This window comes from Planktothrix paucivesiculata PCC 9631 (assembly GCF_900009265.2).
In the GTDB taxonomy this organism is placed as follows: Bacteria; Cyanobacteriota; Cyanobacteriia; order Cyanobacteriales; family Microcoleaceae; genus Planktothrix; species Planktothrix paucivesiculata.
The window spans coordinates 384,255-406,879 of sequence record NZ_LR735026.1 but is presented as its reverse complement, the minus strand read 5'-3'; the positions used below and the strand labels follow the sequence as shown (position 1 = coordinate 406,879).

The following is a 22,625-nucleotide window of genomic DNA, read 5'->3' as shown; positions in this document are numbered from 1 at the left end:
AGCGTCCTCGCTCCCTAAAATATACTACGGTAGTAAGCCCGACCGGGCTTAGATTAGAGGCGTGAACGCCTCACTACGGTTTTTTAACTATTAGACGAAGGAATATTAGGTTTAATTAATCGTTGAATACTAACGTATAATGCTAACCCAATTAATCCGACCGCCAGAAAAGTAAATAAAATCGTTCCCATGGTAAATAAACCCAGCACCAAAGTCCGAACGGCGGCGGACATTTGGATGGCGGTAAAATTCTGAGAATGAATCGGTTTGGCGGCAAATTTTCCAGACATTGCATAGGTTAAATTATACAAACCGAAGGCAATGGCCGCATAAATTCCCGCATTACTCAGACAACGAAATAAATTAACTGATTCCGTTGTTGAGGAAATTTCGGAGGTTTTAGGAGTAGTTTTAGTCATGGTTTATGATTGGGCTAAACGAATACCAGTGGAGACAAATTTTGCTGTCCAAAACTCTAATTCTGGGTTGGCAATTTGGGTTTTAACTGCTTCTAAAACCCGTAGGGCTTCGGCTTCAGATGCGGTTAAGGCGAAAACCGTTGGCCCGGAACCGGACATCATCGTTCCCAAAACGCCCTGGGACTCAAAAGCCTCTCGCAGTTCCAATACTTGAGGATGTTCGGGTAAGGCGACTTTTTCTAAATCATTGTGCAGTAATTGACCAATGGTTGCGCCGTCTGCGTGCATAATAGCAGAAACCATCGGCCCGGAATGGACTCGGTGTTGACGGGTTTCTAAATCTTGAGCTTGGGAAATATAGGTTTGGCTAAACTGTTGACGATAGGTTTTATAAGCCCAAATCGTAGAAATTCCCAAGTTCCGATATTTAGCTAAAACTACATACAAATGATCTAAATTTTTGAGGGGAGAAAGTTGTTCCCCCCGTCCGGTAGCTAAGGCCGTTCCTCCTTGAATACAAAAGGGAACATCGGAACCAATTTGAGCCCCTAATACTTCTAATTCGCTTTGAGTTAAGCCCAATTGCCACATTAGATCTAAACCGACCAAAACCGCGGCTGCATCGGTGGAACCTCCGGCTAACCCGGCGGCAATGGGAATATTTTTTTTGATGTTAATTTCTACTCCCCCAAATTGTGCCATGGCTTCGGGGAATTGTTGAGTTAATAAGGCCGCCGCCCGATAGGCTAAATTGGTATGATCATTGGGAACTTCTGCATGATCACAACGGACACTAATGGTGTCAATTCCAATTGATCGAATATCAATTTGATCGGCTAAACTGATACTTTGGAGTACCATCGCCAGTTCGTGATATCCGTCGGGGCGATCGCCGATAATTTCTAAGTAAAGGTTAATTTTTGCCGGAGCAATTAAAGAATAGGAACGCATTTTTATTCGGAATTAGAGATAGGAAAGACAGGATACAGCGTATTTTAATCGGTGACTAGATCAGTTATTTCCATCAAGTTAGTTAAATTAACCCATTGTTCAACGCTGAGGTCTTCGGCGCGAACTTGGGGGTTAATCTCTAATTGTTCCAGTAATTGGGTTAATTGATCTCGACTAATCACACTTTGTAAATTATTTCTTAACATTTTTCGTTTGCTGGAAAACCCTAATTTGAGCAAGGTTTCCAAATATTGGGGGTTGGTGGCGGGATGGGCAATAGCACGGGGACTTAAACGCAGTACGGCAGAATCGACTTTCGGGGCTGGATAAAAAGCCTTGGCGGGGACATCACAGATATATTCACAGTTAGCCAGATATTGAACTCGCACCGACAACGCCCCAAAGGTTTTAGATCCAGCATTGGCGGTGATCCGTTGGGCGACTTCTTTTTGCACTAAGAGGACAATTAATTGGTATGGGTGAGGATTAGGCTCAGAAATCGTTCCTAACAATTGTTCAACAATCGGCCCGGTAATATTATAGGGAATATTGGCAACAACTTTATTGGGATTTTGAAACTTAGGAAAACCTTGGAGTTGACCGTCGATATCTAGGGTGAGAATATCTCCTTCTAGTAATAAAAAATTATCCCGATTGCCGAATCTTTTCACGAGATTTTGAGATAAATCCCGATCAATTTCTACGGCAACCACAGACCGAGCTACCGATAATAATTGAGTCGTGAGAATCCCGGTTCCCGGGCCAATTTCTAACAGACAATCCGATGGAGATAATAACGCCGATTTAACAATTTTATTTAGGGCTTTTTCACTGCGTAACCAATGTTGAGCGAATTGTTTGCGGGGTTGGGGCGATCGCATAAAAAAATTAAATAAAGGGAATAGGGAATTACGAATTACGAATTACGAATTACGAATGGGGAAAACCGATCAACCGGATAGCTTCACAAATGGCCCGAAGTATGTCAGTATCAATTTCACCCCTAACCATCGGTTAGGAACTCCTGTGACAACTCGCTCAACTTCTCACACAAAATAGGCCGTGTCAAATCGAACTCAATTACTGGTCAGTAGTGTATTTATGGCTGTGATTGCTATAAGTACACCCCAAATTGCTCAAGCTACGGAAATTGTAGCTCAAGCCAACCCCCAAACCAACAAACAGCTTAATGATTTGTTAGAACAGGGTCGGAAGTTGGTGGATGCAGGAGATGTGGAAAATGCTATTAGCATTTATACCCAAGCGGTTCCTTTAGATCCCAGAAACCCTAAGATCTATTCTGGGATTGCCTACTTAGAAGCATTACGCGGTAACTTTCAAGTTGCAGCCCAATATTATCAAAACGCCTTAATCCTAGAACCGAATAATGCTGATTTTCAGTATGGTTTAGGGTTTAGTTTAGCTAATTTACAACAATACGATGCGGCGGCCGAGGCCTATCGTCGAGCCACGATGCTCAAACGGGATAATATCCAAGCCCATCAAGGATTAGCAGCCACCCTATTTCGGAAAGGGGACTATGCGGGGGCAATCCGAGCCTATCAAACCCTGTTAACGGTTGATCCGCGTAATTGGCAAGCCTATTCTGCCATGGGCATGGCTTTTCTGAAGCAAGAAAACGTGATGAAAGCCTTAGAAGTGCTGCAACAGGCGGAGATGTTAGCCCCGAATGAAGCCAGTATCCAGATTAAATTAGGAGCGGCTTTATTGAAATATGGCGATCGCAATGGCGGAATTGCAGCCTTTGAAAAAGCAGCCCAACTGGCCCCCCGAGATGGCGATGTGCAATTCCAAATCGGTGAAATTTTTAAGGTGGAACAGAACTTGGAAGCCGCCAGTCAAGCCTATCAACGGGCTTTAGCCTTAAAACCTACCCTGATGGAAGCCAATGCAGCCCTAGGGGAAATTCAACTGGCGAAGGAAGATTATGTTGGGGCTATTATTAGTTACCGTCGGGTGATTGAAAATAATCCCGAGGATGCCGGAGCCCATTTTAATATGGGAATGGCGCTCAAAGGTCGGGGAAGTCGAGAGACACAGGCGATCACATTTTTCCAAAAAGCCCTGGAACTTTATCAACAACAAGGAAATACCGAAGGTGTGCAAAAAGCCCAAGCTGCCTTAAAGGAATTCCAAAAGAAAAAGTAAGGAGCAACCAGGGGCAGTAACTCGCTTCTACCCTGCTATGATACTTTTCAATTAAGGAACAGTTTGATTTTTGCCCAGTCGTATTTTCTGAGAAATACTAAATATTATTTCTAAGTGAGGAGTCAAATATGACCATCAAAGTCAGCGCTCAACGTTTATCTCAATATTTAATCGGCGCTGGTATCGCAACAGCCACGTTATTTTTAGGGGCACAGCAACCCGGCACAGCCCAAACTGCCCCCGTCCCAGAAACCCTGAGTGCGACTTCTTCTGGCACTATCCCAATTATTCCGAGTCAGTCCTTCAACCCCATGGTTCCGCCTTTGGATAACCCGGGCTTGTTTTTACCTTCCTTAGAACAGCCCAAGCGTTTGATTTTACGCTTAGGTCAACGCCGGGTTTATTTGTATCAAGGAGAACAGGTGATTGCTAGTTACCCCGTGGCGGTGGGGAAAGCGGGATGGGAAACCCCAACTGGCAGTTTTAAGGTGATGCAAAAGATTGAAAACCCGGTTTGGCAAGATCCCTGGACGGGAGAAATTCGTTCCCCCGGGCCAAATACTGCCTTGGGATTGCGTTGGATTGGCTTCTGGACAGATGGAAAAGATTCGATCGGATTCCATGGAACCCCTACGGTCAACTCCATCGGACAGGCTGCTTCCCATGGCTGTGTACGGATGCGAAATGAGGATGTTGTGGCCTTATTTGAACAGGTTGATGTCGGAACTCCGGTTATTGTTGAACCTTAATCTAGTTTAGATCTTATTGAGATTTTCACCGAATCAGTGAGAGTTCAAATCTCTTGCTGATTCTTTTTTTATTGTCTCTGAGGGCGGAAAGATCTGATAAGCTAAGGCATATTAGGGTTATTCTCTCGAAATTAATGCTCACCCAAGGGGAGGAAGAATAATGGTGCGGAAACGTCTTTCCGATATGGTACGCCAGGAAACCGAAAAAACTTCAACGGCTGCGGAAGTAGAAATTGTACCGGATGAAAGTGTGGTGGTGACTGAATCAACTGCCTTACCCACAACATCGGCAATACAATCGGACTTAGAGGAGCAAATTGTTCAGTTAAAAACAGCTTTAGAAAAGGTTCAAAATCAGGAGCGATCGCTTCAAGAAAAAATATTACAATTACAAATTGAATTAGAGGACAAAAATAAATTTATTGATGGGCTAAAAACCGAAATTCAAGCGGCCGATTTAAAAGGAAAATTACAAAAATCTCAAGAAGCAGCGTTACAATTATCTGAGGCAAATTCTAAATTAATTGAAGAATTGAAAACTCTAAAACAAGAAAATGAATCGTTGAAAACAGCCTTGGAAACGAAAGCTAAAGATTTAGCCCCGAAAGCTCAAGCTTTAGCCCCGCAAGTGATTGAAAAACCCAAGGCTTATCAATTAAGCCGCCGTCCCTATTCTTCCACCTCTCAACCCGTTTACGCTGAGGATTTTTCTGATAGCACTTGGTTACTTTAGTTTTAATTCCTTGATTTTATTTAAGTGTTCATCCCTCCTAACTCGCCTGCTTTTTTAATGAGGGTCAGGGGGGATGATTCAATATTATATAAATACCTAAGTTTGTTTTCCTTTTAATAAGTAGGTGGTCATTTTTCCTTTACCTTTGACCTCAATGATTCCTCGCTTTTCAAATCGATAGTTTTCTTTTAACACTAAATAGGTGGTTTCTGTGACTTGAATTTCATCAGCAATACCATGGGACTCCATCCGACTAGCAATATTAACCGTATCTCCCCATAAATCATAAATAAATTTCTTAATTCCAATGACTCCGGCTACAACTGGGCCCGTAGCAATTCCAATTCTAATATGAAAATTTTGTTGGGTTTTTAGATTGAATTCTCTCAGGGTTTTTTGCATATCTAATGCCATATTTGCGATCGCTTCTGCATAATCATCGTGGGGAATGGGTAAACCCGAAACCACCATATAAGAATCGCCAATAGTTTTAATCTTTTCTAAGCCATGAAGTTCGGCTAAATTATCAAATTCAGAAAAGATTTGATTGAGTAAATTGACTAATTCAGGAGGATCAAACTGTCCTGAAAGTTCAGTAAAACCGACAATATCACCAAACAAAACCCCGGCATCGGTGAAACTATCGGCAATGGTACTGGGTTTCAGTTTTAACCGTTGGGCAATGGAATGGGGTAGAATATTTAAGAGCAAACTTTCTGAGCGTTCCTGTTCTTCTTTGACTTGGATATAGGCTTTCTCTAAAGATCTACGAGAGTTAAATTCTGATCGGGCTAAACGATCATATAAATAAACCGAAAGATTACAAATTAAACAAATCCAAAACAGATAGAGAAACAGGAAATCAGCCGTCATCCAATCGGCGGGAAGTTCGACTCTTAAATTGAGGAAAATTTGACTCCCCTGATAATAGACAAAAACCCCTAATTGAGAAATTAAATGCAACGGCCAATAAACCGGAATTAAGGTGGCTTGGGAAAAAAACATTAGGGGCCATTCAATAATCGAAGCCCGGGCGACTCCACTTAATGTTTCTCGAATTTGGGGGGTAATTGTAACTAACCAAGAAAATAGCAAAAACATCGAGGCTGGATGTTGATGACCTAGGGGAGTTCTCAGGATAAATAAACCGATAATTAAACCCAATTCGACGACGATTTGCGTGGCTAACCAAGAGGGGTGAAAATGCTGGGGATTAAAGAAAAAGTTGTTAATTTCTGAAAGGCTAAAGGTAAAATAGGAAAGCAGAGCTAGGATAAACCCTAAATTTAAGCGTTTATGAATGAAATGCTTTCGCCAAGTATCATAGGTCGGAGCTTGAGATAAAACAAAACCAGAAGAAAAAATCTTCAATTTTGTACGAATAAATGCACCAAATTCTGATAGTCTTGATTCAGTTGTAGTCATGGGTTACTTGGGTTTCCTGAAGGAGATTCATACAATCTTACGAAGATCAATTATTTTCCAATTACCTGGAATTGAATTTTATAATAACTGTGAATAATAATCCACGCCAAGTTGCATTTTTAGCACTCCGAGACATTAACCGACGGGGGGGACTCGCAGATGTGGTTTTAGATCAATGGCTTCGTGAATCCGATCTATCCGATATTAACCGACGCTTAACCACAGAATTAGTCTATGGTTGTGTGCGTAGACGGCGATCGCTTGATAGTTTAATTGATTACTTAGCCCCGAAAAAATCCCATCAACAGCACCCGGATATTCGTACTATACTACATCTCGGTTTTTATCAAATTTGCTATCTGAATCAAGTTCCCAATTCGGCGGCGGTCGATACAAGCGTTGAATTAGTTAGACACAATAAATTAACCCATTTTAGTGGTTTTGTCAATGGTATCTTGAGACAATATCTTCGAGAATTGGAAAAATGTACTATAGAAACTGCTAATTCTTTTAACTCTGTTTTTACGCCGTTTAAATTACCTCAAAATCCTAGGGAAAGATTGGGAATTATCTATAGTTTTCCCGACTGGTTGATTCAATTTTGGTTAGATACTTTAGGATTAGCAGAAACCGAACAGCTTTGCACTTGGTTTAATCAATCTCCCGCCATTGATTTAAGAATTAATCCCCTGCAAACCACTTTAGAAAACGTAGAATCAGAATTTCAATCTCGGGGAATTTCCGTGAGTCGAATTTCCGGTTTACCTCTAGGATTAAGATTAACCGGAAGTATCGGATCAATTCAAAATTTACCAGGTTATGATCAAGGTTGGTGGTCAATTCAAGATAGTAGTGCCCAATGGGTTAGCTATTTATTAGATCCCCAACCTGGAGAAACTATTATTGATACCTGTGCCGCCCCGGGGGGAAAAACCACCCATATTGCCGAATTAATTCAAGATCAAGGTCAAGTTTTGGCCTTTGATTCGATGAAATCCAGACTTAAAAAAATTAAGCAAAATTCCACTCGATTACAACTTAATTCGATTCAAATTAAAGCGGGCGATGCTCGTAAATTAGAGGGATATTTCGAGATAGCAGATCGGCTATTATTAGATGCTCCTTGTTCCGGTTTAGGAACCTTACATCGACGGGCGGATGCTCGATGGCGACATGATCCTAAAAATATCCAAGACCTGTCACAATTACAGTTAGAATTATTAGAAACAACTCAAAATTGTGTCAAACCCGGCGGCTGTTTAGTCTATGCAACCTGTACTCTCCATCCCCAAGAAAATGAGACCATAATTCAAAAATTTTTAAGTCAACATTCTAACTGGAAAATTCAAACTCCACCGGAAAGTTTTGGTTTAACTCCTGAATCTGAAGGCTGGATTAAGATTTGGCCCCATAGACAGAATATGGATGGATTTTTTATGGTAAAATTAATTAAAAATTAAACTTAATTATTATTAACTTTATGCACCTAATTTTATGCCATACAACCGTTGATTTTGATGCCCTTGGTGCGGCGGTGGGATTAACTCGAATTTACCCAGGAAGTCGGATTGTATTAGCGGGGGGAAGTCATCCGGCGGTGAGGGATTTTTTAGCCTTATATCGAGATGAATTTGCTTTAATTGAACGGCGTTCTGTAAATCCGAATAAAATTCATTCAATTAGTGTGGTAGATACCCAAAATTGCGATCGCTTAGGAAAAAGTGCCGAATGGTTTAAATTAGCCAATTTATCCGCTATTAGAATATACGATCATCATCCTGATATGATATCGGATATTCCCGCCACAGAAACCTATATTGAAGAAGTTGGGGCAACTACTACATTAATTGTAGAACTGTTAAGAAATCAACCTCAAAAAACAGTTTTAACCACCGCAGAAGCGACGGTAATGGCATTAGGAATCCATTTAGATACGGGTTCCTTAACCTTTCCCCATTCCACCGCCAGAGATGCCATAGCACTCGCTTGGTTAATGGAACAAGGCGCTAATTTACCCGTGATTGCCGAATATGTAGAACCCGGTTTACCCCAGAAATTACAAGAGTTATTAAGTTTAGCTTTAGAACAGCTACACAAATCAACAATCAGAGGTTATACGGTTGCTTGGATATTATTTAAAACCGATGAATACGTGCCGGGTTTATCAAGTTTGGCATCAGAATTAATTGATTTAACCGAAAGTGATGCCCTACTTTTAGCTAATCAATATGGTCGGGGAGAAGGCGATCGCTTAAGTATTATTGGACGATCTCGAATTGAAAAAACCAACTTAAATGAATTGTTTAAACCCTATGGTGGTGGGGGTCATACCCGGGCGGCTTCCGTGGTTTTAAAAGAAGGCAATTTTAGTGAAATTTTAGAGCAATTAGTTGAACAATTAAAAGCACAAATTCCCCACCCACCAACAGCCCAAGAATTAATGTCTTCCCCCGTGAGAACTATTCGCCCCGATACCTCCGTGGAAGAAGCCCATCGCATTTTATTACGTTATGATCATTCCGGTCTTTCCGTAGTGGATGAACAGGATCAATTAGTAGGAATTATTTCCCGTCGAGACTTAGATATTGCCCTGCACCATGGCTTTAGTCACGCCCCAGTGAAAGGGTATATGACACCCCAATTAAAAACTATTACTCCAGAAACAACCTTACCCGAAATTGAAGCCTTAATGGTGACTTATGATATTGGTAGATTACCCGTTTTACAAGATAAAAATTTAGTCGGAATTGTTACCCGAACCGATGTTTTAAGGTTACTTCATCAACAACAACGGCCTCAGAAATCAATTTTTAAAGGCTGTATTCCGGGGTTGACTTGTACCACCGTGGAAGAACTTTTAGAAGAAAAATTAGCCACACCTTTATTAACTTTACTGAATCGCCTCTCATTTTTAGCAGAAAAACGCGGATGGCAAGTGTATTTAGTCGGGGGGGCGGTACGGGATTTATTATTAGCAGAATCGGAAACAACGGTATCACTTAATGATATTGATATTGTCGTGGATGGCTGTTATAAAAATGCTAATTTTAGCCCTGATATTTTATCATCTGTTTCTCCGGCGGTGGAGTTAGCCCAGGATTTACAAAAACATTATCCCGCAGCAAGATTAGATATTCATGGTCAATTTCAAACCGCCGCTTTATTATGGCATAATGACCCAATTTTAGATTCACTTTGGATTGATATTGCCACCGCGAGAACGGAATTTTATCCCTACCCGGCGGCAAATCCTCAAGTCGAGGCGAGTTCCATTCGTCAGGATTTATATCGACGGGATTTTACGATTAATGCTTTGGCGTTGCGGTTAACTTCTCCCAAGGTGGGGGAATTATTAGACTTTTTTGGCGGAGTATCGGATTTAGAATCTGGAAAAATTCGGATTTTACACGCCAATAGTTTTATTGAAGATCCGACTCGAATTTATCGGGCGGTGCGGTTTGCGGTGCGGTTAGGATTTGAAATTGAAGCTCAAACGCAAGACTATATTAGTTATGCCATTAGTAGTGGAATTTATGAAAAACAACGGGAAGAAAGTAATAAATCTTTTGATCAAAATCGTCGAGTTCCGGCTTTGGAAACTCGATTAAAAAGTGAGTTAAGATATATTTTTCAATCTCCCGATTGGAAACGCTCGTTACAACTATTAGGCGAGTTAAAAGCGTTACGGTGTATTCATCCAACTTTAGAATTAAGTCCGCAGTTATGGCGACAAGTACGGTCTGTCGATCGCTGTTTACAACGCTTTGATCCCGAAAAAAAATTAAACCATTGGGAAGTTCGTTTGGAGGTTTTGGTCGCCTATTTATCTCCAGAATATCGGGAAAAAGTTGCCCACAATCTTCAGTTACAGGCGGGAACGATCGAACGGTTAAAAAGTTTGGAATCCGCTAAAAATAAGATGATTGAAACAGTCTCTAAATCAGAGAAAAATAGTCAGTTTTTTTGGTTATTTAAACCCTATAGTTTATCAATGTTAATTTTGATCGCGGTGCAATCTCCTCGCCAGGTCAGAAAGCGAATTTGGCAATATTTAACCCAATGGCAAGAGGTTAAACCCGCCTTAAATGGTAATGATTTAAAAGCCATGGGATATAAACCTAGTCATCAATTTAAGCAAATTTTGGATGATTTATTAACGGTTATGTTAGATGGTGAAATTTGCGATCGCGCTTCTGCTGAAGCATTTTTACAACGGAATTATCCGTTATAGGAGGGAACAGGGAACAGGGAACAGGGAACAGGGGAAAAGACATGATCTGACTTATCTTTGTTTTAAAACAATTAAAGTAATATCATCATAAACCTTATGTTTGCCAATATGCGATCGCACATCATCAATCACCGCTTTCCGAATTTCTGATGCGGTTAAATGCCAGTGTTTTTTCACGATTTCACAGAGTCTTTCTAAAGAATAAAATTGACCTTGATTATTTTCAGCTTCCGTAATGCCATCGGTATATAAAACAGCACCGTCTCCAGGATTTAATTTAATATTAATAGAACCAATAAAATCCGTAATATCCGCTTCTAAACCAATGGGAAATCCTAAATCTATTGTATCAATGGTTTCTACAAAAGGATAACATTCTGGATCGGATTTGGGATTACAGTCTAATTGCGATCGCACCAAAATCAGTTCCTCATGTTGCCCACAAATGCTTAAAAATCCATTATAATAATCAATTAAAGAAAACGTCAAATTTTTATCGGATTTCATCCGTTGAACATTCTCATAAATGACCCGATTTAGGGTGGTTAAAAAAATAATTGGATCGGTTTCATTACAGGTAATTAAAGTTCGGACTGCTGTTTGTACCATTAACATTAAAACCCCGGATTCTAACCCATGTCCGGTCACATCTCCAATCCCAATTTTTACCATGCCATTACTATGTTGTAAAACATCATAATAATCTCCGCCCACTTCATCCGCAGGTTCCATATAACCCGCAATATCTAAATGAACAATTTCTGAAAGTTCTCCTTCATTGGGTAAAATCATTTTTTGCAATTGACGAGTGACTTGTAACTCCGCACTCATTCTAATATTTTCTGAGGTTAATTGCTGGTTAAGAGAGGTGATTTCTTGATTAGCTTTAACCAAAGCAAAAGCCATATTATTAAAGGATTTAGCGACTTCTGCTAATTCATCTTGATTCTCCAGATGTAGGGTTTCATTCATGTCTCCGGCAATCATTTTTTGAGAAGCAATACTCAGAATATGAACCGTTTGCATCACGGATCGATAAAATCCAATAAACAGATAAATTACGACTAATAATGTGATTAAAACTAGAATCGATAAAAATATTTGTCGATGTAAAAAACCATCAATACGATGGCGCAATAAAACATCTAATTCATCAATAGTTTTATCCCATAAAATCCAAGTTTGTTCTATATTAGTTTCGGCTTCTATGAAATACTTTTGCATCTGGGTAGTATCTCCAGTTCTAATCACTTCACTCAGTCCATCATTGAGATTTTTAATATTATCGGTAAGTAAATTTAAGTCTTGGGTTAGTTTCGGTCGAAGATTTCCCATGGAGTCATGGGTAAAAGAAACTTCAAATGTCCGTTTTAGTTTTTCATTATAATCATTTAAAAGTCCTGAAATTGTGGTAATTTCCCAATATTCTTGGGGAGTTATTTCCTGTTGTTGACGTTGACTAATCTCTTGACTAATTAACCGAATATCCGCTAAAATCTTACTAATTTCAGGTAATTTTAAAAGGGTAGCATCCATTAAATAATAAGTATCTAAATCCGGGTCAAGAATTAAGTTGGATTCGTCACCTACTTGAAATCTAAGTTGATTAATTTGATCTAAAATAATATAATAATAAACTTTTTGAGTTTGTAAACTCCAAATTTTATGATTGTCTTTTAAAGTTCTCCAACTATCTTTAACTTCTTGAAAAAGTGCAGTTGTTGATAATATTTCTCCGGTTTTTTGATCAATTTCGTCTAAAATTTTAATCTGCTCCTGAATCTCTACTTTTATTTTTTCTAACTTAATTTTATCCTCAGGACTAAAATTAGGATTAGCCATTAACAATTGAGCTTGATAAACTTTGGGATAGATTTGTCTTAAAGGACGGAGATAGGCATTTCCCAACTTTTCATGGGCTGCAAAATCAATCCGAGTCTGGACTTCTGAAATCAGAAGATACATCATTAAACTTAAAGGAATAATAAAAATAAAACTAATTAAAATAAATTTTTGAGGATATTTCAGCTTGTTAATCAAAGTAATAGCGGGTTGACAAAAGTTAATCATTTTCATAGATTAGGGATTTAATTAATATTGAAATCGAAGAAATGAACTCAATTTAACCTGATCTCTACCATTTTCTTTCGCTTCATACAGAGCTTCATCCGTAGCTAAAAATAAGGTTTCAATATCTATCGCATCCACACCAGGAATAGCACTAGCTACCCCTAAACTAATTGTAATAATGGGTGCCTGACGGTGGGGTAATTTATCCGTGTTAAAAGGTAAAGCTAAGGCTTTAATATGCTCACGAACCGCCTCCGCAATATAAATAGCACCTTTGGCATCGGTTTGAGGGAGAATAATCACAAATTCCTCACCGCCATAGCGGGCGACTAGATCCGCCGGACGTTGAACTATATCACTAATAGCCTGGGCTACGGCCCGTAAACAGTGATCTCCGGCTTGATGACCATAGGTATCATTATAAATTTTAAAATGATCAATATCACACAAAATCAAAGATAATGGGGCAATTTCTCGCATCATTCGTTTCCACTCAATATCTACGGAGCGATCGAATTGTCTGCGGTTAAAAACCTGTGTCAGAGTGTCAATATAAACCAGAGATTTTAAAATCTTATTTTCTGCTTCTAGTTGTTTTAAATTAACCGAATTATTTTGATTTTCAGTGATAATTTGTGAACCGAAATACACACGATAAAGTTCACAGAATGGTGTACAGTAATTCCCATCTAAATTAACTAGACCTAAACTATATAATTGATAGGCAATTATTGGTTCTAATTGTATATCCCCCCCAGAGGTAGCGACCCGTTTCATGGCGATCGCTAGTTCGGGTTTGTTGTGTAGAATCAGCCACAGGGATTCCAGGTATTCTTTATAAATTCCCTCTAGGGTGGGAGCCTTTTTTAATAAGTCTTCTAGGCTAATTAAATTATTGGCTAAATGATAAATAGCCAGATGGACTAAATAGGGATGTCCTCCGACTAAATTTGTTAATTTTTGAATTTGAGTATCGCTTAAATTCAGATGATAACGTTCAGCCAGATTTTCAACTTGATTCACTGTAAACGGAGGAAGTTCAATCGACAGTCCAATATTAAACGGAGATTGATTAATATTTAAAGACACATAAACTTCCGTTGATTGAACTAAAAATAAGTGGATATTTTTCCAGGTCGGGTTATGTCGAGATTGTTCATACCAAAATCGAATTAAAGGTAGAAAATTTTGACTAATATTTGTATGTTCAAATACAATATTTAACTCATTAAAAACTAGAAATAGTGGGCAATTAATTTGCGGTAAAATATAGAATTCAAAATAGAGAGTACAACTCACTTTACTTCCCATATCTTCATCCCAATAATCTTCTAATTTGGGATCAAGTTCTAACTGTCGAGCTACATTGATACACAGCCACCGCAGGAATTTATCACTACTTTGAAAAATTTCTTGATCAACTTGCATAAAATCAATTAAAACGGGACGATATCCCAAGATTTCTGCACGATGGATTAACCTGAGCATTAAGGAACTTTTGCCCAATTTTTTGGGGGCTTTAACTCGCAATAAGCTGCCGGATTTTTCGAGTTCTGCATAGGCCAGTTCTTCACCGGGAGAACGATAAATATAAAAAGGAGAATTTAATGCTAGAGGCCGGTCAGGAAATATTAATGTATTTTCCAGTGACATTTTGTTTAAAGAAGGCATAAATGATTACATGGGTTGAGGTTGAATCCATAAATTAAATCAAGTTTCACAAAAAACGATGCTAATTAAAGTATTAAAAGATAGACTTTGATTAGTATAGATCCTTAATTCTTGAAATTCAATAGATGTCCCCAAATACCAATTAATAGAAAACTCGCACACCGATGATAGGGTAAATCAAAACTAATGTTACCAAAAATACAAAAATACAATTAACGGGTTATCCCATCCTAGACCCCTCCTCCACCGCTTTACCAAGGAACAGGATGTTAAACTGGGGATTCAGGGGGTCTAATTCAGGATTTAATCACAGGTTTTAGACTCAATTTGCGACTTTAGCTAAAATCACAACCTAGACATCAGGATAAGCCATTTTATAGGGATTGACAATCTGATCAAATTCTTCACTGGAAATATAGCCTAATTCCAGACAAACTTCCTTTAAAGTTAGATCTCTTTCTAGGGCAACATGGGCAACTTCAGCGGCATGATCATAGCCAATTTTAGGAGCTAAAGCGGTGACTAACATTAAGGATTGTTCAACATAGCTGTTAATTTTATTACGATTAACTTTTAATCCAGTTAATAAGAAATCCGTAAAATTATGACAGCTATCGGACAAAATAGCTACCGATTGAATGAAATTAAAAATGATCATCGGTTTGAACACATTTAACTCAAAATGCCCCTGGGAACCCGCAATAGTAATCGCAGTATCATAACCCATAACCTGGGCGGCTACCATGGTCATCGCTTCGCATTGAGTCGGGTTAACTTTCCCAGGCATAATTGACGAACCGGGTTCATTTTCAGGTAAGATTAACTCCCCTAAACCACAACGGGGGCCACTCCCTAAAAACCGAATATCATTGGCAATTTTCATCAACGAACAGGCTAGGGTTTTTAAGGCTCCACTGGCCATAACTAGACCATCATGGGCGGCCATGGCTGCAAATTTATTCGGAGCAGAAATAAAGGGTAATCCGGTTAATTGACTAATCTGATGAGAGACTTTTTCTGCAAACCCTTTCGGGGTATTTAATCCCGTTCCCACGGCGGTTCCGCCCAGGGCTAATTCATATAAATCGGGTAAAATAAGTTCAAGACGCTTTAAATCTGCATCGAGTTGAGCCACATAACCGGAAAATTCTTGACCTAAAGTTAAGGGAACAGCATCTTGTAAATGGGTTCTACCAATTTTAACAATATCGGCAAATTCATCGACTTTTTTTTGTAACTCATCCCGCATTTTTCTGACACTAGGAATTAACCGTTGGGTCACGGCAATTGCCGCCGCAATGTGCATCGCCGTCGGAAAGGTATCATTAGAAGATTGGGACATATTAACATGATCATTCGGATGAATTGGGGTTTTACTGCCTAATATTCCGCCCGCAATTTCAATCGCCCGATTGGCAATCACTTCATTAATATTCATATTAGATTGGGTTCCACTTCCGGTCATCCAAACCCTTAAAGGAAAGTGATTATCCAGTTTGCCCTCGATCACTTCATCGGCAGCTTGAACAATTAATTCAGCTTTGTCTGCGGGGAGTTTTCCTAATTCTTGATTCGTAATCGCGGCGGCTTTTTTCAGAATCCCAAAGGCGGTAATTACTTCCTTGGGCATTAAATCATTTCCTATGCTAAAATAATGGATAGAACGTTGAGTTTGAGCACCCCAATAGCGATCGCTTTTAACTTCAATTTCTCCCATACTATCGCGTTCTCTGCGGGTTGTTGGTTCTGGTATCATCTTGAGAGTTCTCCCGATTCTAGGCGATTAATTGTCTGAGTTTATGCAAACTAAGACCCAAGCCCCCAGTCCTCTTACTTTCAAGGAAAGGGGGAGAATATAATCTTATTATATGAAATCGAAAAAATAATGCTACAGCAACGGAATTACGAATTACGAATTACGAATTACGAATTACGAATTGGGATTAGCCACCCGCTCCTGATTAATGATTTATAGCAAACATTTAGGAATTTCATATTAAATATTATTATAAGTTAATATTTAGAATTTTTCTGCCATCTGGTTGTCGAACAGGAGTTGGGGGAGAGTTGACACAACTTTTCCGCCCACAACAAAACCGCTAAAAACTCAATTTAATTGCGTTTCATCGCCCTTTCCATCGCCCGTTTATCATCTTTTTGACGAATATCATCCCGTTTATCGTGGAGTTTTTTGCCTCGTCCGACGGCAATATCAATTTTAACTCGTCCCCCCTTGAGGTACATTTTCAGGGGAACTAAGGTTAACCCCTTTTGTTCGACCTGTCCCAATAGTTTATTAATTTGTTCTTTGTGCAGCAATAATTTGCGGGTGCGCCGAGGGTCGTGGTTAAAATAAACACTAGCTTTCTCAAAGGGTGAGATATGGGCATTCAATAGCCAAGCTTCACCCCCTCGAATTAAGGCATAGGCATCTTGTAGGTTAACTTTACCCGCCCGAATCGATTTGACTTCCGTTCCCTCAAGGACTATCCCCGCTTCATAGGTCTCTAAAATCTCGTAAAGATAGCGGGCTTTGCGGTTGTCGCTAACAATTTTAAATCCTTCAGTATTTTTAGTCATATTTTAAACCTAGCAGATTTCTCATAGGAAGGGGACTGCAATCAAATTAGAACTTACCCACAAAGCGGTGAAAACCGCAGTTTCAACACAGTCCCCTAGTTGGGAAATCCCGTGGGTCTGATACTCTTGCCATCAGTGCCACGGGAATCACCATCAAACGTGATGGGGGAAGGATATTATTTACCCATGCCTAACTGTTGGGCTTTTTGATAGACCTTTCCTTCAGTTAACAGCGAAGGCGCAATCACCACTTCCACCTGCTGCATTTCTTGAATAGTCTGGGCCCCCAGGGTTCCCATACTGGTTTTTAACGCCCCCAATAAATTATGAGTACCGTCATCAAGTTGAGCCGGGCCGCGCAGAATTTGTTCTAAGGTTCCCGTTGTCCCCACCCGAATCCGAGTTCCCCGGGGTAACACCGGGCTAGGGGTCGCCATACCCCAGTGATAGCCCCGTCCGGGTGCTTCTTTCGCCCGAGCAAAGGGAGAACCAATCATCACCCCATCCGCACCGCAGGCGATACATTTACAGATGTCTCCTCCGGTAATTAGGCCCCCATCGGCAATAATCGGCACATAACGTCCGGTTTCTTGATAATAGTCATTCCGGGCGGCGGCACAGTCAGCTACGGCCGTGGCTTGGGGAACTCCTACCCCTAAAACCCCCCGGGAAGTACAAGCCGCACCCGGGCCAATTCCCACTAAAATTCCGGCGGCTCCAGCTTTGAGTAAATCCAGGGTGACATCATAGGTGACGCAGTTCCCCAAAATCACCGGAATCGGCATTTCTTGGCAAAACTTGACTAAATCCAGAGGAATCACAGATTCTGGAGATAAAAAGGTAGTGGAGACTACTGTGGCTTGCACAAAGAATAAATCAGCCCCCGCTTCAGCCACCACTAAACCATATTTACTCGCTCCGGCCGGAGTAGCACTAACCGCAGCAATTCCGCCCCCCGCCTTGATTTCCTGAATTCGTTGGATAATCAATTCTGGTTTGATGGGTTCTGCATATAATTCTTGCATTAGGGTGACAAACCCATCTTTCCCGACTGAAGTGATGCGGTCTAAAATCGGTTCTGGGTCTTGATAACGGGTTTGAATCCCTTCTAGGTTCAATACCCCTAATGCTCCCAGTTTAGATAATTCTACCGCCATCCGCACATCAACCACCCCATCCATGGCACTAGCAATAATCGGAATTTCTCGTTGAATGCCACCAATTGTCCAAGTTGTATCTGCCAAACCCGGGTCAAGGGTGCGTTGTCCAGGGACTAACGCAATTTCATCAATGCCATAAGCTCTGCGGGCAGCCTTGCCCCGACCAATTACAATATCCACTCTTGTATCTATTCCCAAGACTCTATTTCTATTTACTGTAATACGAGTTTACCCGATTTAAGAAGGTAGTCCTATTTCTATAATTTAGCTTATTACAATATTCTTGTGTCTGCTAAACCAAGATTTTTTAAGGCTTGAAACCCTTTTTCTCTATAATCCCTTGAATCCGATGGGAAAACTGGGGTATAATAAAAACACAGGTTTTCATTGAACTTACAGGATATTAAATATGACACTTCGACTTGGGGATACCGTCCCTAACTTTACTCAAGCGTCTTCTGAAGGCGACATCAGCTTTTATGATTGGGCTGGGGATAGCTGGGTGGTGTTATTTTCTCACCCGGCGGACTATACCCCCGTTTGCACAACGGAATTGGGCACGGTTGCTAAGTTAAAACCCGAATTTGACAAACGCAACGTTAAAGTGATTGCTCTGAGTGTGGATGATACCGAATCCCATAAAGGTTGGATTCAAGATATTAACGAAACCCAAAATACTATTGTTAATTATCCCATTTTAGCGGATGGCGATCGCAAAGTGTCCGAATTGTACGACATGATTCATCCCAATGCTAATGCCACCCTGACCGTGCGGAGTGTCTTCATCATTGACCCTAACAAAAAACTGCGTCTGAGCTTTACCTATCCTCCGAGTACCGGACGCAACTTTGATGAAATTCTGCGGGTGATTGATTCTCTGCAACTGACTGACCACTACAGCGTTGCTACCCCCGCCGACTGGAAAGATGGGGAAGATTGTGTGATTGTTCCTTCCCTGAAAGACCCGGAAGTCTTGAAAGAGAAGTTTCCCAAAGGTTATCAAGAAGTTAAACCCTATTTACGTCTGACTCCTCAACCCAATAAATAAAACCGTCTTCAACAAAAAACTCGGTTTCACCAAGCCGGGTTTTTTGCATTAGTCCTGTTAATCCCTAAAATAAAAGAAACCCCTTACTAAATTTTAACTAGGACGTTGCTCATGGACATTAAAAACGGTTTTGTTGGCACAATTGGGAATACCCCATTAATTCGATTAAATAGTTTTAGTGATGAAACTGGCTGTGAAATTTTAGGGAAAGCAGAATTTTTAAATCCGGGGGGGTCTGTGAAAGATCGGGCAGCTTTATATATTATTAAAGATGCAGAAGAAAAAGGATTACTTAAACCCGGTGGAACCGTTGTTGAGGGAACCGCAGGCAATACTGGGATTGGATTAGCTCATATTTGTAATGCCAAGGGTTACAAATGTTTAATTATTATTCCCGATACTCAATCCCCGGAAAAAATGGAAGCCTTGAGAACTTTAGGGGCAGAAGTTCGTCCGGTTCCGGCTGTTCCCTATAAAGACCCTAATAATTATGTTAAATTATCGGGACGTTTGGCTTCAGAAATGGAAAATGCTGTTTGGGCAAATCAATTTGATAATTTAGCCAATCGGATTGCCCATTATGAAACAACCGGGCCAGAAATTTGGCAACAAACCGATGGTAAAGTTGATGCTTGGGTGGCAGCCACCGGAACCGGAGGAACTTTTGCGGGGGTTTCGCTGTTTTTAAAAGAGAAAAATCCTCAGATTAAAACCGTTGTGGCTGACCCGATGGGCAGCGGTTTATATAGTTATGTGAAAACCGGAGAAATTACTCCTCAAGGTAATTCGATTACTGAAGGAATTGGGAATAGTCGAATTACGGCAAATATGCAAGATGTTCCGATTGATGATGCGATTTTAGTTGATGATTTGGAAGCGGTGCGGGTGGTTTATCAACTATTAAGAAAAGACGGATTATTTATGGGGGGTTCGGTTGGGATTAATGTGGCGGCGGCGGTAGCTTTAGCGAAAGAAATGGGGCCCGGTCATACCATTGTGACGGTTTTATGTGATGGGGGCGCTCGCTATCAATCTAAATTGTTTAATCAACAATGGTTACAGGAACGAAATCTCTGGCCGAATCATTTAAGATAAATTTAGGATTTATGGCTGTATTTTAGGGGTAATTCATGAATTGCCCCTACATCTGAATTCATGAATTGAAGTTGCTATTCTAAACCTGCATAGGTAGCGGTTGGTTCCTCCGTTAATTCGGCGGCGCTGCTGGTACGTTCTGGTAGGAAAACAATCGGCTTTTGACTCGGATCAACTCGGTTCCCTTGTTCCTGCATAATTCTTTGAGTTTGCTGGGGATCAAAATAGCGAGTAAATTCTTCCCGTTCTTTCATCACCCGTTCTTCCGTCATTTTGACCTCAGCCCGAATATCTTGAAGTTTTTCCGACGCCGAACGATGTTGGGGTAACATCTGAATTAATGCCGAGAGGGCAAAGGTAGATAAAATCAGATTGATGCCTAATTTAACAGTCGTTTCAACGGTGAGCAAACCGGGGTTGCGAATAGGTCGGCGCTTTGCGGTTCGACGCACGCGGGGACGGCGAACAGGGTCAACGGGCGTGATAATTTGGGGAACAGGTCGAATTGCAGACATGACTTTTCACGAATGTTATAACGCGGGGAACACTAACAGTAGGAGCGGGTTCTAGCTTTCCCCAAAACGGGTTAAGAAACGACATCTAATCAGGATTCTTCTAAAAAAACTGTCCCGACACTTTTACCGAGTTAACACACAATACTTTATCCCATTCGGGCATGATTGTCTGCTATTTTGGTTCTTTTTGTCGAGACAGATTTAGAAATTGACCCGTTACCAGTGAATTTTCACTAATAAGTTGGAAATTTTCTATTTATACAGTTCGGTCGCCAAACGGAAGGCTAAAATTCCAGGGATCAAGGCAACAACCAAGGCAATATAAACCTGAGTATCTGTTAATGCCATTGTTGAATAGCTCCTTCATAAATTGAGAGAATCGTTAACTAATGTCAACTAATTTGGGCATTTTGGGAAGGGTATCGTAACAAAAAGTTGAAAACCCCAGAGGTTGAGTCCGCTTCTTGAACAATCAGCGACAGATCAGGCAAACTCTAATATAATCTGAAATGAGGACACTATAGGAATCATCAATCGTTAATGTTAGATCTTGATAACGTTCTGGAATTTTCTCGAAATATCGAGTTAAATCTTCTCGTCTTACTGCCGATTTTAATTGCATTGGAAGCGGTATTATCGGCGGATAATGCCATTGCTTTAGCTTCTATTTCCTGTGGTTTAGAAGATCCAAAACTTCAAAACAAAGCCCTAAATATTGGTTTGTTTCTAGCCTTTATTTTACGAATTCTTTTAATTATTACTGCGACTTGGGTAATTAAATATTGGCAATTTGAATTATTAGGAGCTTTATATTTACTCTGGTTAGTATTTCGATACTTTTTTAATAAAAGTCAGGAAGATAAATCAGAATCAGCTATACGCTACAAGTCTTTTTGGCAAGTCTTGCCCCTGATTGCCGTTACGGATCTGGCTTTTTCCCTCGATAGTGTCACCGCCGCGATCGCCATTTCCGATCGAGCTTGGCTGGTGATTACCGGGGCTACTATCGGAATTATTATTCTGAGATTTATGGCGACTTTATTTATTCAGTGGCTAAAGGATTATGTCTATTTAGAAACCGCCGGATATTTAACCGTAGGTTTAGTGGGATTAAGGTTGTTATTGCGAGTGATTGATCCGGCTTTAGTGCCGCCGGAATGGTTAATGGTTGTCCTCACCTTGGGTTTATTTGCTTGGGGATTTTCCCAACGGGTTGAAGATGCCCATCATAATAATTAATCGTTAGCGGTTAACCGATAATTCTTAACCGCTAACTGGATGAAAACTACTCGACTAACCAGGGTTTCATCGTCGATTCCCAATTGGCCAATTCAGCATCCGTAAACCAGAGGCCTATTTCCCGTTGTGCAGTTTCAATGGCATCGGAACCATGAATAATATTCCGGCCAATACTGACCGCAAAATCCCCCCGAATCGTACCCGGTTCGGCGGTTAAGGGGTTGGTGGCTCCGATAATTCTCCGGGCTGAAGCCACAACGCCATCCCCTTCCCAGACCATGGCGACTAGGGGGCCAGAGGTAATAAAAGACACTAAATCTTTGAAAAAAGGTCTTTCTTTGTGAATATCATAGTGGCGTTCGGCTAACTCTTGACTGGCAATCACTAACTTCAAACCAATCAGGGTAAAGCCTTTGGCTTCAAAGCGCCCAATAATTTCCCCTACGAGTCCGCGCTGAACGCCATCGGGTTTAATCGCAATAAATGTCCGTTCCAAGGGAATCTCCTTAACTGTGATTCAAGTTCACAATTTAGATTACCGTATCCCTGGTAACAGAGGGCTGGTTAATC

20 protein-coding genes are annotated in these 22,625 nt (G+C 40.5%); 8 read left to right on the top strand and 12 right to left on the bottom strand.

Translation table 11 applies throughout. The features are described from left to right. Positions 1 to 83 precede the first annotated feature (83 nt). The 3 genes from PL9631_RS22400 to rsmA are packed head-to-tail and all read right to left on the bottom strand — an operon-like array spanning position 84 to position 2,251. Positions 84 to 419 (bottom strand): DUF3082 domain-containing protein, encoded by a 336-nt coding sequence (locus PL9631_RS22400; RefSeq protein ID WP_083623807.1) that lies wholly within the window; start codon positions 417 to 419, stop codon positions 84 to 86. Between the two features lie 3 nt (positions 420 to 422). Then, positions 423 to 1,370 (bottom strand): 4-(cytidine 5'-diphospho)-2-C-methyl-D-erythritol kinase, encoded by a 948-nt coding sequence (gene ispE, locus PL9631_RS22395; RefSeq protein ID WP_083623805.1) that lies wholly within the window; start codon positions 1,368 to 1,370, stop codon positions 423 to 425. 44 nt (positions 1,371 to 1,414) lie between these two features. Continuing rightward, on the bottom strand, positions 1,415 to 2,251 hold the full coding sequence (rsmA, locus tag PL9631_RS22390) for a 16S rRNA (adenine(1518)-N(6)/adenine(1519)-N(6))-dimethyltransferase RsmA (RefSeq protein WP_083623803.1): 837 nt from the start codon (positions 2,249 to 2,251) through the stop codon (positions 1,415 to 1,417). Between the two features lie 181 nt (positions 2,252 to 2,432). On the opposite strand from rsmA, the gene PL9631_RS22385 reads away from it, so the two are divergent. The 3 genes from PL9631_RS22385 to PL9631_RS22375 all read left to right on the top strand — a co-directional run bounded on the left by PL9631_RS22385 (position 2,433) and on the right by PL9631_RS22375 (position 5,021). Further along, on the top strand, positions 2,433 to 3,539 hold the full coding sequence (locus PL9631_RS22385) for a tetratricopeptide repeat protein (protein ID WP_156090658.1): 1,107 nt from the start codon (positions 2,433 to 2,435) through the stop codon (positions 3,537 to 3,539). A gap of 128 nt (positions 3,540 to 3,667) precedes the next feature. Continuing rightward, positions 3,668 to 4,288 (top strand): L,D-transpeptidase, encoded by a 621-nt coding sequence (locus PL9631_RS22380; RefSeq protein WP_083623800.1) that lies wholly within the window; start codon positions 3,668 to 3,670, stop codon positions 4,286 to 4,288. A 160-nt stretch (positions 4,289 to 4,448) separates the two neighbouring features. Next, a complete protein-coding gene (locus PL9631_RS22375) occupies positions 4,449 to 5,021 on the top strand; it encodes a hypothetical protein (protein ID WP_083623798.1) in 573 nt (190 codons plus the stop codon). A gap of 96 nt (positions 5,022 to 5,117) precedes the next feature. On the opposite strand, the gene PL9631_RS27430 is transcribed toward PL9631_RS22375, so the two are convergent. Beyond that, positions 5,118 to 6,446 carry an adenylate/guanylate cyclase domain-containing protein gene (locus PL9631_RS27430; protein ID WP_083623797.1) on the bottom strand — a complete coding sequence of 443 codons (1,329 nt, stop codon included), beginning with the start codon at positions 6,444 to 6,446 and terminating at the stop codon, positions 5,118 to 5,120. A gap of 89 nt (positions 6,447 to 6,535) precedes the next feature. On the opposite strand from PL9631_RS27430, the gene PL9631_RS22365 reads away from it, so the two are divergent. Both PL9631_RS22365 and PL9631_RS22360 read left to right on the top strand, forming a co-directional pair. Beyond that, on the top strand, positions 6,536 to 7,906 hold the full coding sequence (locus tag PL9631_RS22365) for a 16S rRNA (cytosine(967)-C(5))-methyltransferase (RefSeq protein ID WP_083623796.1): 1,371 nt from the start codon (positions 6,536 to 6,538) through the stop codon (positions 7,904 to 7,906). Positions 7,907 to 7,926: 20 nt separating this feature from the next. Then, the gene (locus tag PL9631_RS22360; protein WP_083623794.1) at positions 7,927 to 10,677 is read left to right on the top strand and encodes a CBS domain-containing protein; all 2,751 of its coding nucleotides are present in this window, start codon (positions 7,927 to 7,929) and stop codon (positions 10,675 to 10,677) included. A 51-nt stretch (positions 10,678 to 10,728) separates the two neighbouring features. On the opposite strand, the gene PL9631_RS22355 is transcribed toward PL9631_RS22360, so the two are convergent. From PL9631_RS22355 to PL9631_RS22335, 5 genes are all read right to left on the bottom strand, one after another. Continuing rightward, positions 10,729 to 12,753: a PP2C family protein-serine/threonine phosphatase gene (locus PL9631_RS22355; protein WP_156090657.1), complete on the bottom strand. Its 2,025-nt coding sequence runs from the start codon at positions 12,751 to 12,753 to the stop codon at positions 10,729 to 10,731. 15 nt (positions 12,754 to 12,768) lie between these two features. Then, positions 12,769 to 14,418 carry an AAA-like domain-containing protein gene (locus PL9631_RS22350; protein ID WP_083623792.1) on the bottom strand — a complete coding sequence of 550 codons (1,650 nt, stop codon included), beginning with the start codon at positions 14,416 to 14,418 and terminating at the stop codon, positions 12,769 to 12,771. 352 nt (positions 14,419 to 14,770) lie between these two features. Then, a complete protein-coding gene (fumC, locus tag PL9631_RS22345) occupies positions 14,771 to 16,174 on the bottom strand; it encodes a class II fumarate hydratase (protein WP_083623790.1) in 1,404 nt (467 codons plus the stop codon). Between the two features lie 356 nt (positions 16,175 to 16,530). Beyond that, the gene (gene smpB, locus PL9631_RS22340) at positions 16,531 to 16,998 is read right to left on the bottom strand and encodes an SsrA-binding protein SmpB (RefSeq protein WP_083623788.1); all 468 of its coding nucleotides are present in this window, start codon (positions 16,996 to 16,998) and stop codon (positions 16,531 to 16,533) included. Between the two features lie 176 nt (positions 16,999 to 17,174). Then, entirely contained in the window at positions 17,175 to 18,338 is a 1,164-nt protein-coding gene (locus tag PL9631_RS22335) for a GuaB3 family IMP dehydrogenase-related protein (RefSeq protein ID WP_083623786.1), read from the bottom strand. A gap of 229 nt (positions 18,339 to 18,567) precedes the next feature. Between PL9631_RS22335 and PL9631_RS22330 the strand changes: the two genes are divergently transcribed. Beyond that, a complete protein-coding gene (locus tag PL9631_RS22330) occupies positions 18,568 to 19,206 on the top strand; it encodes a peroxiredoxin (RefSeq protein ID WP_083623785.1) in 639 nt (212 codons plus the stop codon). A 111-nt stretch (positions 19,207 to 19,317) separates the two neighbouring features. Next, positions 19,318 to 20,301 (top strand): cysteine synthase A, encoded by a 984-nt coding sequence (locus tag PL9631_RS22325; protein WP_083623783.1) that lies wholly within the window; start codon positions 19,318 to 19,320, stop codon positions 20,299 to 20,301. 74 nt (positions 20,302 to 20,375) lie between these two features. Here PL9631_RS22325 and PL9631_RS22320 read toward each other — a convergent pair whose 3' ends face one another. Together PL9631_RS22320 and psaM are read right to left on the bottom strand one after the other, a co-directional pair. Continuing rightward, positions 20,376 to 20,816, bottom strand: a complete 441-nt coding sequence (locus tag PL9631_RS22320) for a slr1601 family putative cell division protein (protein ID WP_083623781.1) — start codon at positions 20,814 to 20,816, stop codon at positions 20,376 to 20,378. A 252-nt stretch (positions 20,817 to 21,068) separates the two neighbouring features. Further along, positions 21,069 to 21,164: a photosystem I reaction center subunit XII gene (gene psaM / locus PL9631_RS22315; RefSeq protein ID WP_026788242.1), complete on the bottom strand. Its 96-nt coding sequence runs from the start codon at positions 21,162 to 21,164 to the stop codon at positions 21,069 to 21,071. A gap of 192 nt (positions 21,165 to 21,356) precedes the next feature. Between psaM and PL9631_RS22310 the strand changes: the two genes are divergently transcribed. Further along, complete coding sequence (locus PL9631_RS22310) at positions 21,357 to 22,055, top strand: DUF475 domain-containing protein (RefSeq protein WP_083623779.1); 699 nt, start codon at positions 21,357 to 21,359, stop codon at positions 22,053 to 22,055. A 46-nt stretch (positions 22,056 to 22,101) separates the two neighbouring features. On the opposite strand, the gene ndk is transcribed toward PL9631_RS22310, so the two are convergent. Further along, positions 22,102 to 22,551 (bottom strand): nucleoside-diphosphate kinase, encoded by a 450-nt coding sequence (gene ndk, locus PL9631_RS22305; protein ID WP_083623774.1) that lies wholly within the window; start codon positions 22,549 to 22,551, stop codon positions 22,102 to 22,104. Positions 22,552 to 22,625 lie beyond the last annotated feature (74 nt).